The sequence below is a fragment of the Alphaproteobacteria bacterium genome, from assembly GCA_016870095.1.
Lineage (GTDB): Bacteria > Pseudomonadota > Alphaproteobacteria > Paracaedibacterales > VGCI01 > VGCI01.
Genome location: VGCI01000002.1, coordinates 175,014 through 188,303, shown reverse-complemented (window position 1 = coordinate 188,303; position 13,290 = coordinate 175,014). Strand labels below are relative to the sequence as shown.

Here is a 13,290-nt window from a genome sequence, read left to right as displayed (position 1 = left end):
GTTGATTATTTTTTACCCCTCGTGTCTTTAGGCTTTGATGAATAAAAGAATAAGTTTTTAAAGATTGAAAGAAATCATGATGAAAAAATGCTTAACAGCAGAAGACATTCTTCCCATTGAAGTTTTTCGCAGAGTCCGGGAACAGATGCGTCAAGAAACAATTGCTATTAAGAAAAATCGTCGGGTTCCCTTAGGGGCGGAGGCAACACTTTTCTTTGAAAACTACGATACCCTTTGGTGGCAGGTGCAAGAAATGCTCTACATCGAAAAAGGGGGGGATGCTCAAATGGCCGATGAGCTCTTGGCTTACAACCCCCTGATGCCTCAAGGTAAAGAACTAGTGGCAACCTTTATGATTGAGATTGATGATCCCATTCGTCGTGCAGAGGTCTTGGGAAAACTTGGGGGTATTGAACATCATTTATACCTTCGGTTTGCAGGGCACACCCTGCAATCACTTCCCGAGGAGGATCCCAACCGAACAACGGAGTCAGGAAAGACATCGGCAATTCATTTTATCCATTGGGCTTTTACACAAGAACAAATCGCTGATTTTTCAAAGCCTAATCAAGATATAATCGTTGAAATGACGCACCCTGATTTCACTTTTAAGGCAATTATGTTAGAGTCTGTGCGCAACACACTTCAGAAAGATTTTGAATAACGTAATTTGGGAGAAATTAAAATTATTCCCGGTCGTGTTATTGATTCCTTTACCTTTCAGGCGTAAAGTTGAAAGTAGGAATGTGGGTAATCGTTCGTTATTGCCCCTAATTTGCTTTTCTCGCTACTTTTAAAATTAAGGGAAGAAAGAATGATCATGGTGGCACCTAAAACTCAAACATTTGCTCAGTTGAGTTATCAAGGAAAAACCGTAGATCTTCCGGTTTATGTTGGAACTGATGGACCTGGAGTTCTCGATCTTCAGGATCTCTTTGCAACCTCGGGCCTCTTTACCTTCGATCCTGGCTTTGTGTCTACAGCCAGTTGCCGCTCAGAAATCACTTTTATCGATGGTGACAAGGGAATATTGCTTTATCGGGGGTATCCCATAAAACAATTGGCTGAGAAAAGTGACTTTATGGAAGTTTCGTATTTGCTTCTTTATGGTGAACTTCCGACAGCTACCCAAAAAATTGAATTTGTTCAATCTATTAACAAGCATACCCTCGTACACGAACAGGTGAGTGCTTTTTATCGCGGATTTCGTCGCGATGCGCATCCTATGGCGATTATGGTGGGTGTTGTGGGGGCGCTGTCATCATTTTATCATGACAGTTTAGATATTCAAGATCCTAATCAACGTCAAATTGCCGCTTTACGTCTAATTGCGAAGATGCCTACGCTCGCTGGTATGGCTTATAAATATTCTATTGGTCAGCCTTTTGTGTACCCGCAAAATCATTTAAGCTATTCTGAAAATATGCTCAATATGTTGTTTTCAACCCCTTCGGAGCCTTATCAGATTAATCCTCTCTGGGCTCGGGCTATTGATCGCATTCTCATTCTCCATGCTGATCATGAACAAAATGCTTCGACGTCAACCGTACGCTTAGCTGGTTCGAGTGGTGCCAATCCCTTTGCTTGCATTGCAGCGGGAATTGCAGCCTTGTGGGGCCCCGCACACGGGGGTGCCAATGAGGCGGTTCTGCGAATGCTGGAAGAAATTGGTCATGTAGATCGAATTCCTGAATTTATCAAGCGGGCTAAAGATAAGTCTGATCCCTTCCGGTTAATGGGATTTGGACATCGTGTTTACAAGAGTTATGATCCCCGCGCTCATGTTCTGCGTCAAACGTGTCATGAGATTATGGGTGAGATTGGTATAAAAAATAATCCGACTCTCCAGCTAGCTATGGAGTTGGAGCGTATAGCACTTGCAGATGAATATTTCATTGAGAAAAAACTTTATCCCAATGTTGATTTTTATTCAGGCATTATTTTTAAAGCAATGGGCATTCCCACTTCCATGTTTACGGTTCTCTTTGCAATTGCCCGTACAGTCGGTTGGATATCCCAATGGAAAGAAATGATTGCGGATCCCATGCAAAAAATTGGGCGCCCCCGTCAGCTGTATATAGGGAAAGGGTATCGGGAATATATACCTATGGAAAAACGTCTAGAGGAGAAAAGTAAATGATTGAAACAAGTAGGAATAGAATTCGCAATGCAGCCGCTAGACGTCCTGGTGATATGCCTGACCCAACAAAAGGAATGATTTATCAAATTATCCAAGCTTCTGCTAATGATAATTTGATGCCGGCAATGAAATGGTTTACTTGGCTCATCTCATGGACCATTGTTGTGGGTGCAGTCCTAGCTTATGCAATATTTTAGAAATTATTTAGCTGTTGTCTATTCCGGCCGGTGCATGCCGACCGGGATATAATTTATGAGAACGTCTATCCAATAATACGATAATTGGCAGGAAGGCCAGTGTCTGCATTGTAAGTCGAGCAGTTTGGCCGATTTTTCTTACCAATACCGAGACCCTCGCGTAGATCTTGCCTTTCTTTTAAAAGTATTTCGTGTGGCCCAGAATAAATAGTTTGTCGGGGAGGAATTGCTGCACAAATGACACGTGTTGTCGGGGTGGCTTCATAGATTGAATAAGCGTGCCGCATTTGAATCTTGCCTAGTTTGCGAGCTTGATGTTCCTTTCCATGTTCACGACAAAAGTCGAATAAAAAGGTCGGTGCTGTAATTTCTGCCACAGTGACAGGATAAAGAATTTCTTTAAATACTTTACTCTGCTCATTTTCAACTAAAAATATAGCAACTTCTGCCGGCGTGTTTAGAGGTTTGCTCACTAATTCTTCAGCTGTAATAGGTTTCCTATCAAAATAGAACATAACTACGCCCTCATATAAAAGAGAGGATTTATTTAAGACTGTACCGTCTGGCCGCTCAAAAATTTCTACGTTGCAGACAGAGACTTTATCACCAGGAAAAAGATCCGTATTACTAACTCTGGTGTTTCCCTTAAATTTCTTCTCCTCTTGCTTTTCTATGAGTTGATATTTAACAGGTTCTTCCTTCGTATATATCCTTGGGTATTCGACTTTCTCGCCATTACATATAAGATAAGGAGTGCCAAATCTATAAGCTCGTGCGAGTTGGTCATTATTTTCCCACCCTTTTTCGGCAAATAGGGCTGGTACATTGCGCGCTTGACTGGGTGTTCCTGTATTAGATGTTATATCGATATCAACAAAAAGAGCGGGTTTATGATCAGGCCCATGATTTTCATAGGCATTCGCAATTGAGTAAATGGCACCTTTTTGATTTAAAAGTTTTTCTTCCCTTTGTTCAGTTCCAAAAACAGACCCCATGACCAAAAACATAGAGAAAAGTTTATATAAGAATTGTTTCATCGGTAATTCCTTTAATTTACGGGGGTTGAAAATCTGCAATTCAAATTTCAGGGTATAAAATATTTATAAGCAAGGTAATAATACGCAAATTTATTAAAAAAAGCAAGCATGTCAGCAATTTTTAGTTTTAATAATTTGAAAAAAATTTATTTAGATATATTTGAATTTAAGAGAGTTCTTCTTTATCTTTCCTAATATTTTGTCGTCCCTGTTTTACCTGGCTACGACGGGCTTTGGCGGCAAGGCGTGTTTCTTTAGATGTTCGCGTTGGTTTGCTGGGAATGCGCTTTACGAGAGGAATGGTGGCGCGGTAGATCAATTCGGCTAAGCGATTTCGGGCATCTTGGCGATTTTGGTCCTGGGTGCGGTAGCGCCTCGCGGTAATAATCAGCACACCTTCCTTTGTAAGACGGCTGCGCACCATGACTAAAAGACGGGCGCGAACATTTTCGGGCAATGAAGGAGAGTGAAGGATATCAAAGCGAATTTGCACAGCAGTCGAAACTTTATTGACGTTTTGTCCGCCGGGTCCACTGGCTCGGATAAACGATTCGCTGATTTCTTTTTCATCAATAAAAAGTGATGGTGTGATTTGCATCTATTTTATGCCTCTGGTTCTTCTTCGAATTCAAGTCTATGATAAATTCATTAACAGAATTATTCCAACCCTTTGAAAGTGGTTAGCATGGGAAATACATCTCTTTTTTGGATTATTTTTAATGTGTTGGTATTGGCAATGCTCTGGATTGATTTAAAAGTATTTCATAAAGATGCTCATGTTGTCGCCCCCCGGGAAGCTTTGAAATGGTCGTTTATATGGATTGCTCTTTCCTTGGCTTTTGGAATAGGCCTTTCCTTTGTTATGGGACACGACAAAGGATTAGAATTTTTCAGTGGTTATCTTGTTGAAAAATCCTTAAGTATCGACAACATTTTCATCTTCTCTGTTGTTTTTCGAACTCTTTCTATTCCTTTGAAATATCAGCATCGTGTTTTATTTTGGGGTATTTTTGGGGCCCTTATTTTGCGGGGGCTTATGATATATTTTGGGATTACGCTCATATCCTATTTCCATCAAATTCTTTATCCCTTAGGCGCCTTTTTATTATACTCAGGTCTCAAAATATTTTGGTTAACTGAAAAGCGCTTCGAGGTTGAAACTCACCCTATTATTATTTTTTTACAGCGTTATATTTCCTTAACCCCAAAAATAGAGGGTCAACAGCTATGGGTTCGATCAAAGGATCACCCTAAGCGATGGCAGGCCACGCCTTTGTTTGTAGCATTAGCGCTTATTGAAGGTTCCGACCTTCTCTTCGCGATTGATTCGGTCCCTGCCATATTTGCGATTACCCTAGATCCCTTTATTGTGTACACATCGAATGTTTTTGCAATTCTTGGGTTGCGCTCTCTTTATTTTCTATTGGCGGATGCTGTAGAAAGATTTTATTATTTAAAGTCAGGTGTTGCACTTATCCTTTGTTTTGTTGGAATAAAAATGCTGATGATGGATATATATAAAATTCCAACGGAAGCTTCTCTACTTATCATATTGTTGATTTTGGGAGGTAGTATTGCTCTCTCAGGGTATCGGAGTCGAAATTGCCACAAATAGGATCTCTTTTTGTTATATTGGGGACGCTCATATGGTGTGGTGCATTTAGCTATTTAAGTGCCCATGCGACAAGCAAGCTCGAGTGGTTTAGCCTTGTTATGATTGGCATCGTATCTGTGGCGACAATGGCATACTGGGTATATGGTAACCGACAACAAAATATTTATAAACAAAAGTTAAAACTCATTCATGCGGGCATTTCAACGCTGACACCGGCCATTGAAGCAGCCATTTTCGATGACTCTGGTAAATCAATTTGGACGACGCATCCCAATACCTATCCCAATCAAGAGGAGTTTTTGCGAAAAATATTAACGCGCATCGCCCCAACGCCAGAAGCGGCGCAGTTGAAAACGATGATAGAAGATCGTTTGCGGGGTGAGATTTTGGTAAGTGGGGGTGGAAATGGTTTGGGGCAGGATCAAAAGTGGTGGTTAATGGCAACGGCTCCCTTAGAAATAGGGGGATACTTTGGACGCAAAGGCCTCATGGCAGCATTGCGAGATATCACACCTCATTTTTCGAGCCATAATCAGCTTAAGCATAACTATGGGGCCCTTGAGTCTTTTGTTGATAAAGCACCAATCGCTATCGTTTATACAGACGCAAATGGACTCATTATGGGGACGAATAATACTTTTTGTCGTTGGATCGGCTTGCCTCGTGAGGGGTTGCTAGGAACTGCGCTTGAGACCTTTTTAGGGGATGAGTGGGCCCAAGGAAAATCTCTAATTTCTGTGCGAAGTCCCCATTCCGTTCCCTTTAAAATGTTGGCGTTAACATCTCTAAAGTCTCAGCCCCTGCTTTTTTGTCGGCCAGACAGTCTTCTGACGACGGGTGCCGGAGCTGGCGTTTTTAAACAGGCTTTTTCCGAAGCACCTATTCCAGCTGTTATTATTGGGGGGGAGGGGCAAATTATCGATTATAACCCTGCCTTTACACTGATGGTTGGGGAGGTTAAGCCACGTCAAGACTTCTTTGAAATGATTCATCCTGCTGTTCGATCAGAAACAACAACTAAACTGCGCCGGGCATTTGAGCGCACAACGCCTCCATCTCCTTTCGAAATAAGGTTTGATGAGGGGAAAATTCACACTACAACTTATGTCTCACATTTGCCTCAAGAAGATGAAGCCTCTGTTTTGATGCTCCAATTCCTGGATATCTCGGAACAAAAACGGTTAGAACGGCAATTTATTCAGTCGCAAAAAATGCAAGCTGTGGGGCAACTGGCTGGCGGAATTGCCCACGACTTCAATAATTTATTAACAGCGATGATTGGCTATTGTGACCTCTTGCTTCAACGATATTTGCCTAATGATCCTGCTTATACCGATGTGATGCAAATTAAACAAAATGCGAATCGAGCGGCCAACTTGGTGCGTCAATTGCTCGCATTCTCACGACAACAGACTTTACAACCTAAGGTTGTTCATATTACAGATAACCTAGCAGATCTTTCAACGCTCTTGCGACGATTAATTGGGGCAGGAATAGAACTGAAAATGATTCATGGTCGTGATTTGTGGCCCGTAAAGGTCGACGTCAGCCAACTGGAACAAGTCATTATTAATCTGGTGGTTAACGCCCGCGATGCTATTACCCGGGGGGGAGCTCTTACTATTCGGACCAGTAATTTTCAATGTTTGAAGCAACAGCGCATGGGGCATGACTTGGTAGCAAAAGGTGATTATGTGATGATAGAGGTGATAGATACTGGTCACGGTATCCCTCCAGAACACTTAGAGCATATCTTTGAACCTTTCTTTTCTACGAAAGAAGTCGGTGAAGGGACGGGTCTTGGTTTGTCCACGGTTTATGGTATCGTGAAACAAACGGGTGGATTTGTCTTAGTCGACAGTGTTGTAAATGAAGGTACGAGCTTCAAAATTTTATTGCCCCGACATGCGGGTGGTGAAGAAGAGGTTCATATTCCTCATGTTGAATCTCCTTCAGGAGATTTGACGGGAGCCGGAACAATATTGCTTGTGGAAGATGAAGATGCTGTCCGTATGTTTAGTGCCCGGGCTTTACGTGAAAAAGGATACCGGGTGATTGAAGCGGATAGCGGGGAGTCTGCTCTTGAGATTTTAAGCCAGGGCGAATGCTTTGATTTGTTGGTTACGGATGTTGTGATGCCCAAAATGGATGGGCCAACGTTAAGTAAAAGGATTCGAGATCTTTATCCAGATACGAAAACAATTTTTATTTCTGGCTATACGGAGGATACATTCCGAAAAAATTTAGATCATAATGCAAAAATTCATTTTTTGCCGAAACCATTTACACTAAAAGACCTAGCATCTAAAGTTAAAGAAGTGCTAACACTAAGTCAGGAACTATAGCTCTTCAGTTTAAAATACACAGATGGCTTTAAGGGGCGCTTTTAGCGTATAATTCATATCAAAGTACTGCTTAGCTTTCGCTGCTGATTTTGTTAGGTATGGCTGTGTAATTTGAAGAGAAAATACAAAAAAACAATTTAATATTTAAAGGGAGAATGTCCAATGTCTAATGATTTATCTCGCGGTGATAAAACCAAAGCTTTAGATGCAGCTCTGTCACAAATTGAGCGCGCTTTTGGTAAAGGATCGGTTATGCGATTGGGTCAACGAGACAGTGCTGTCGATGTTGAAGTCATTTCTTCAGGTTCATTAGGTCTTGATATTGCTTTGGGCATTGGCGGGTTACCAAAAGGTCGGATTATTGAGGTTTATGGCCCTGAATCTTCAGGAAAAACAACCTTAACTCTCCATGTTGTTGCCGAAGCACAAAAAATTGGTGGGACTTGCGCATTTATTGATGCAGAGCATGCTCTTGACCCTGGGTATGCAAAGAAATTAGGTGTTAATTTAGATGAACTCTTAATCTCTCAACCTGATACTGGTGAGCAAGCCTTGGAAATCGCGGATACGTTGGTGCGCAGTGGCGCAATCGACGTTTTGGTTATAGACAGTGTGGCGGCGCTTGTTCCGAAAGCTGAACTTGAAGGAGATATGGGAGATTCCCACATGGGGTTGCAAGCGCGTCTCATGAGTCAGGCCTTGCGTAAATTGGCAGGATCAATCTCTAAGACAGGCTGTATGGTCATATTCATTAACCAGATTCGTCAAAAAATTGGTATTGTTTTCGGCAATCCGGAAACAACAACAGGTGGAAATGCCTTAAAGTTCTATGCTTCCGTTCGTCTCGATATTCGTCGAGTTGGGGCGATTAAAGATAAGGACCTGGTTACGGGCAATCAAACGCGCGTTAAGGTTGTAAAAAATAAGATGGCGCCTCCTTTTAAGGTTGTTGATTTTGACATTATGTATGGAGAGGGCATTTCAAAGACAGGTGAGCTCATAGACCTTGGCGTTCAAGCCGGTGTTATTGACAAGTCAGGCTCTTGGTATTCTTACGGAAGTCAACGTATCGGTCAAGGTCGAGAGGCCACACGTGCATTTTTGAAAGAGAATCCGGAGATGTTTGCAGAAATTGAAAAAGCTGTTCGGGATAATACGGGCGTTGTTGCTGAAGCAATGATTGCAGGACCGGAAGCTATGATGGAAGATGCGGCGTAGGTAGATTGTGCGAAGCCTTACAGATATCCGATCCACATTTACGCAATTCTTTAAGACGCAAGGCCATGAGCATGTGTTATCGTCCCCGCTTATTCCGCGTAATGATCCGACACTCTTATTTACAACGGCGGGGATGGTTCAATTCAAGGATGTCTTCACCGGTGCAGAGAAACGAGCATATAGTCGGGCCACTACTGTTCAAAAGTGTATGCGGGCAGGTGGTAAGCATAATGACCTTGAAAATGTAGGGTATACAGCACGACACCATACATTTTTTGAAATGCTGGGCAATTTCTCTTTTGGGGATTATTTTAAGGAAGAGGCAATTTCTTTTGCCTGGGATTTGGTTTCGAATCACTTTAATTTACCCAAAGAGCGTCTCTTGGTTACGGTTTATGCTGAAGATGAGGAAGCCGCAAAATTATGGAAGAAAATTGCCGGTTTTTCTGATGATCGGATTATTCGCATCGCAACTTCTGATAATTTTTGGTCAGCGGGAGATACAGGGCCGTGTGGTCCTTGTACGGAAATTTTCTATGATCATGGGGATAAGATTTTTGGCGGTCCTCCGGGCAGTGCTGATCAAGATGGTGACAGATTTACCGAAATTTGGAACCTGGTTTTTATGCAATATGAACAATTGGCCGATGGTCGTCGTGTCAACCTTCCAAAACCTTCCGTAGATACAGGTATGGGGCTAGAGCGTATAGCTGCGGCTTTACAAGGTGTGCACAATAATTATGATATTGATCTTTTTCAAACCCTCATTCAGGCTTCTATGGACTTAACAGGCGTAAAGGATGTGGCCCATCGACAATCTCACAACGTCATTGCCGATCATTTGCGGGCAAGTTCTTTCTTGTTGGCGGAAGGAGTTCTGCCTAGTAATGAGGGGCGGGGGTATGTCTTGCGCCGAATCATGCGTCGCGCCATGCGTCATGCTCATCTTTTAGGGGCTAAAGATCCTTTAATGTGGCGCTTAGTGCCCACATTAATTAATTTGATGGGGGCCGCCTATCCCGAATTGATCCGTGGGGAATCCTTAATTGTTGAGAATCTCCGGTTAGAAGAAGAAAAGTTTCGTCAAACATTGGAGCGGGGTTTACGCTTACTAAATGAAGCTACAGCTTCTTTGGCTCCTAGCGATCCCTTGCCCGGCGAAGTTGCTTTTAAACTCTATGATACCTTTGGTTTCCCCTTGGATTTGACACAAGATGTTCTAAAAGGCTCCGAGCGCACCGTTGACATGCTAACATTCGAATCAGCGATGGCAGCGCAAAAGGCAGCAGCTCGTGCCGCATGGGCCGGGTCAGGAGAATCAAAGAATGAGCAAATATGGTATGATTTACATGAAGAATTTGGCGCAACAGAATTCTTAGGCTACGAAACTTTGGAAGCGGAAGGTATTGTTCAAGCTATTTTAAAAGATGGCCAACGACGGGACCAAGCCACTTCGGGTCAAGAGGTCTTGTTGGTTGCTAACCAAACTCCATTTTATGCAGAATCCGGCGGTCAAATGGGAGATCAGGGACACCTATTAACGGTATCCGGCGCTGAAATCAATATTTTGAATACCCTCAAGCAAGGGGCGAGTTTACATGTTCATGTTTGTCAGGTGATTAAAGGGACTCTAACCAAAGGGGATGTTGTTAAACTGACGGTTGATGGAAATCGACGTGCTCTCTTAAGGGCCAATCACTCAGCCACCCATCTGTTGCATGCGGCTTTGCGACAACTCTTAGGAACACATGTTACCCAAAAAGGTTCATTGGTGGCTCCGGACCGTCTGCGGTTCGACTTCACCCATACACGTCCTATGAGCCGTGAAGAAATTCTGACCGTCGAGAAGTTAGTCAATCATCATATTATTTCGAACCATGAGGTGCAAACACACCTCATGGATGCCGAGAAAGCCATTAGCCAGGGAGCAATGGCATTATTTGGGGAAAGATATGGAGATGAGGTTCGGGTGTTGAGCATGGGAATGGTGCCGGAGGATGAGGCGCCATTTTCAATAGAACTTTGTGGCGGTACGCACGTCAATCGTACAGGAGACATTGGTCTTTTTAAAATCATTAACGAATCAGGCATTTCTGCCGGTATTCGACGCATCGAAGCTTTCACTGGGCTCGTAGCATTAGACTATGTGACGACTGCAGAGTCGACATTGGCTGAAGTGAGTGCATTGGTCAAGTCAACGGCCCTGGAACTTCCGGGGCGTATTGATGCCTTAATAACAGAAAAAAAATCTCTCGAGCGACAAGTCGCCGAACTCCAACGAAAGTCAATGAACCAAGAAGCGGTAGGGAGAAAAATTGGCGATATTGATCTTTATGAGCTTCATGTAAAAGATGTGTCAGCCAATGATTTAAAACCGCTCATGGATAATATAAAACAAAAAATTGGCAGTGGAGTTGTTGTTTTAACAAGCGTTAGCGAAGCCAAGGTATCCTTACTTATTGGTGTGACCCCTGATTTGACCAGCCGCATCAGCGCTATAGACCTTGTGCGTGCGGGGGCTAAAGCTATCGGAGGCAGTGGCGGTGGCGGGCGTCCGGATCTTGCACAAGCCGGGGGGACCAATACAGACATCACGGCTGCCGTGGTTGCTATCGAGACCTTTATTTTGAGTCAGTAATTTTCCGCTTTAATTGTTTTCCATTTATCACATTTCCAAGAAATGTTTATTCCACTTTTTTCTGGTTAAGGCTTCAGAGCCTTAACCTTTATCTCTTCAATTTATTAGCTTTTACAAAGTAAAAAACGTTTGCGTTAAGTGTTTATTAATAATTATTAATAATTTATGAATGTGATTCTTAAGTCACACATAAGTATTTTGTAAAAAATAAGAACATCAATAAAATTGATTGTGCCATATTTAATATGTAATTCTATTGTTGTGTAAAAGTAAAATATGATTAATTGTTTAGTAATAAATTGTTAATATTTAACGTAAAGGAGTTAGGATATGAAAAAGTTAACTTTAGCTCTCGTAGCAAGCGCATTGAGCATAGGTGCTGCAAGCGCCCACATTAAAACAGGCTTTTATTTAGGTGCTGCCGTTGGTTATGGCGCAACAACAGCCAAAGGAACAGCAACAGGAAATAATTCTTTCACAGGAAATATTGCTCATGGCGATACTGCTGCTAATATTGGTATCCACACGGGTTATGGTTGGGTTCAAAATTGCACATATTTTGGTGGTGAAATTGCTTACACTTTTGAAAATACAAAGATAAACAATAATCCTAGTACTTTGCAACAAACTTTCAAGCGTAATGGCTACTTCGGTGCAGCGCTTCGCGCTGGTTACTTGTTTACACCAGCTACAATGGCGTACATTCGACTTGGTGGTAACTGGGGTAAGTGGAAACTTAATGACAATGTAGGCGTGGCTGGTGTTCCTGCAGGCGCTGGTTCTAAAAATCGCTTATCATTTGCACCCGGTTTTGGTTTGGAAACAGCAGTGCACAAGAATGTATATTTACGTGGTGAATATACATATGAATTCGGTCCAAGTGTGACTGCAAAAAACAATGGTGCGGGTGCAGCTGCACGTACGGTTACTTTCAACCGCGTACGCAGCCAATCTGCGAAACTTGGTTTGTCCTACAAGTTCTAAGAATTTATTTCTTAGCTATTAACTGTAAGAAGGTCTCGCGCTTAATGGTGCGAGGCCTTCTTATTATTCCCCCCTATATGTGCCAATGTGTCGCAATCAACACACTTCTCAACATTTATGATTGCCCTCTCATAATTCATCTTTATTCTCTGTTAAGAAACTGTAAACTAATCTTAGGAAGATAATAAAATTTGGTTAAAATTTTGCAAAACTAAATTTAAATGTTGGGGGAATTTATCATGAATAAGTGGGTTGCCGTTCTTGTCACCACCACAATCTGTATGGGTGCCACCAATGCAAATATAACAACGGGTTCTTATTTTGGCATGTCCGCAGGCTATGGGGCCGGTTCTGCGAGATTATCAACAACAAAAGCTAATGCTGCTGGTGTATTTACAGGAGGAGCTGCTGGGGCAAGAGATGTTGGGACGACGGCTGTTAACATTGGTGCGCACTTAGGGTATGGCTGGGTTGCAAATTGTTTCTATTTTGGGGGAGAATTTGCCTACACATATGATAATCCTAAAATTAGCGATAATATAGACTTCTTTGGCACGTCAGGGCAAATGATGCTGAAGCGAACGGGATATGTACAAGCGGCATTTCGCGGAGGATACATGTTTGTTTCAAACTCACACTTCTATATTCGACTCGGGGGTAACTTCAGCAAATGGAGTATCACTGATTCTTTAAATGGTCAGTTTAACACAGCGCGATCTGGAAAAAGTAGCAAGACGCGTCTTTCTTTTTCCCCTGGTTTTGGGTTGGAAGCCGCGGTTCATCCAAATGTTTACGTACGTGTTGAATATGTTTATGAATTTGGGCCCAGTATTCGGGCGACCAACAATTCCGTTTCTAACGCTTACACCAATGCCGGTGTCTTACGAACTCAATCAGGAAAAATGGGATTATCTTATAAGTTCTAAACAGTTGGCTTTAAGCCTATGCATTAAAGAGCCCTCATACTAGTGAGGGTTTTTTATTATTCAAGAGGGTCCAAAACAAAGGATTAATACAGCATTAAAATCATAAATCCATATTTATAAAGGAAATGGAGATGTGGCGTACAAGACACACATAAAGTTTTTATGAAATGAAATGGTTAACATTATATTG

General features: G+C 42.2%; 11 protein-coding genes. 9 read left to right on the top strand and 2 right to left on the bottom strand.

Features of this window, described 5'->3' with window-relative positions:
* Positions 1–76 precede the first annotated feature (76 nt).
* From FJX03_02400 to FJX03_02390, 3 genes are all read left to right on the top strand, one after another.
* On the top strand, positions 77–664 hold the full coding sequence (locus FJX03_02400) for a DUF3501 family protein (GenBank protein MBM3632547.1): 588 nt from the start codon (positions 77–79) through the stop codon (positions 662–664).
* A 159-nt stretch (positions 665–823) separates the two neighbouring features.
* Complete coding sequence (gene gltA / locus FJX03_02395) at positions 824–2,140, top strand: citrate (Si)-synthase (protein ID MBM3632546.1); 1,317 nt, start codon at positions 824–826, stop codon at positions 2,138–2,140.
* Positions 2,137–2,337 carry a hypothetical protein gene (locus FJX03_02390; GenBank protein MBM3632545.1) on the top strand — a complete coding sequence of 67 codons (201 nt, stop codon included), beginning with the start codon at positions 2,137–2,139 and terminating at the stop codon, positions 2,335–2,337. Before gltA ends, FJX03_02390 begins: the two co-directional genes overlap by 4 nt.
* 65 nt (positions 2,338–2,402) lie before the next feature.
* Here FJX03_02390 and FJX03_02385 read toward each other — a convergent pair whose 3' ends face one another.
* Positions 2,403–3,374 carry a hypothetical protein gene (locus FJX03_02385; protein MBM3632544.1) on the bottom strand — a complete coding sequence of 324 codons (972 nt, stop codon included), beginning with the start codon at positions 3,372–3,374 and terminating at the stop codon, positions 2,403–2,405.
* Between the two features lie 166 nt (positions 3,375–3,540).
* A complete protein-coding gene (locus tag FJX03_02380; protein MBM3632543.1) occupies positions 3,541–3,972 on the bottom strand; it encodes an aminoacyl-tRNA hydrolase in 432 nt (143 codons plus the stop codon).
* A gap of 87 nt (positions 3,973–4,059) precedes the next feature.
* Between FJX03_02380 and FJX03_02375 the strand changes: the two genes are divergently transcribed.
* The 6 genes from FJX03_02375 (at position 4,060) to FJX03_02350 (ending at position 13,100) form a co-directional block, all read left to right on the top strand.
* On the top strand, positions 4,060–4,989 hold the full coding sequence (locus FJX03_02375; protein ID MBM3632542.1) for a TerC/Alx family metal homeostasis membrane protein: 930 nt from the start codon (positions 4,060–4,062) through the stop codon (positions 4,987–4,989).
* A gap of 98 nt (positions 4,990–5,087) precedes the next feature.
* Positions 5,088–7,334: a response regulator gene (locus tag FJX03_02370; protein ID MBM3632541.1), complete on the top strand. Its 2,247-nt coding sequence runs from the start codon at positions 5,088–5,090 to the stop codon at positions 7,332–7,334.
* Positions 7,335–7,496: 162 nt separating this feature from the next.
* Positions 7,497–8,552, top strand: a complete 1,056-nt coding sequence (gene recA / locus FJX03_02365; GenBank protein MBM3632540.1) for a recombinase RecA — start codon at positions 7,497–7,499, stop codon at positions 8,550–8,552.
* 7 nt (positions 8,553–8,559) lie between these two features.
* The gene (gene alaS / locus FJX03_02360) at positions 8,560–11,190 is read left to right on the top strand and encodes an alanine--tRNA ligase (protein MBM3632539.1); all 2,631 of its coding nucleotides are present in this window, start codon (positions 8,560–8,562) and stop codon (positions 11,188–11,190) included.
* A gap of 330 nt (positions 11,191–11,520) precedes the next feature.
* Positions 11,521–12,174, top strand: coding sequence for a porin family protein (locus FJX03_02355; protein ID MBM3632538.1), 654 nt, complete (start codon positions 11,521–11,523; stop codon positions 12,172–12,174).
* Between the two features lie 221 nt (positions 12,175–12,395).
* On the top strand, positions 12,396–13,100 hold the full coding sequence (locus FJX03_02350; GenBank protein ID MBM3632537.1) for a hypothetical protein: 705 nt from the start codon (positions 12,396–12,398) through the stop codon (positions 13,098–13,100).
* Positions 13,101–13,290: the final 190 nt, after the last annotated feature.

Excerpts from the sequence above, each read along its gene's own strand:
- FJX03_02400 (MBM3632547.1), top strand. The coding sequence starts at position 77 with ATGATGAAAAAATGCTTAACAGCAGAAGACATTCTTCCCATTGAAGTT.
- FJX03_02390 (MBM3632545.1), top strand. The coding sequence starts at position 2,137 with ATGATTGAAACAAGTAGGAATAGAATTCGCAATGCAGCCGCTAGACGT.
- FJX03_02385 (MBM3632544.1), bottom strand. The coding sequence starts at position 3,374 with ATGAAACAATTCTTATATAAACTTTTCTCTATGTTTTTGGTCATGGGG.
- FJX03_02380 (MBM3632543.1), bottom strand. The coding sequence starts at position 3,972 with ATGCAAATCACACCATCACTTTTTATTGATGAAAAAGAAATCAGCGAA.
- FJX03_02375 (MBM3632542.1), top strand. The coding sequence starts at position 4,060 with ATGGGAAATACATCTCTTTTTTGGATTATTTTTAATGTGTTGGTATTG.
- FJX03_02370 (MBM3632541.1), top strand. The coding sequence starts at position 5,088 with ATGATTGGCATCGTATCTGTGGCGACAATGGCATACTGGGTATATGGT.
- recA (MBM3632540.1), top strand. The coding sequence starts at position 7,497 with ATGTCTAATGATTTATCTCGCGGTGATAAAACCAAAGCTTTAGATGCA.
- FJX03_02355 (MBM3632538.1), top strand. The coding sequence starts at position 11,521 with ATGAAAAAGTTAACTTTAGCTCTCGTAGCAAGCGCATTGAGCATAGGT.
- FJX03_02350 (MBM3632537.1), top strand. The coding sequence starts at position 12,396 with ATGTTGGGGGAATTTATCATGAATAAGTGGGTTGCCGTTCTTGTCACC.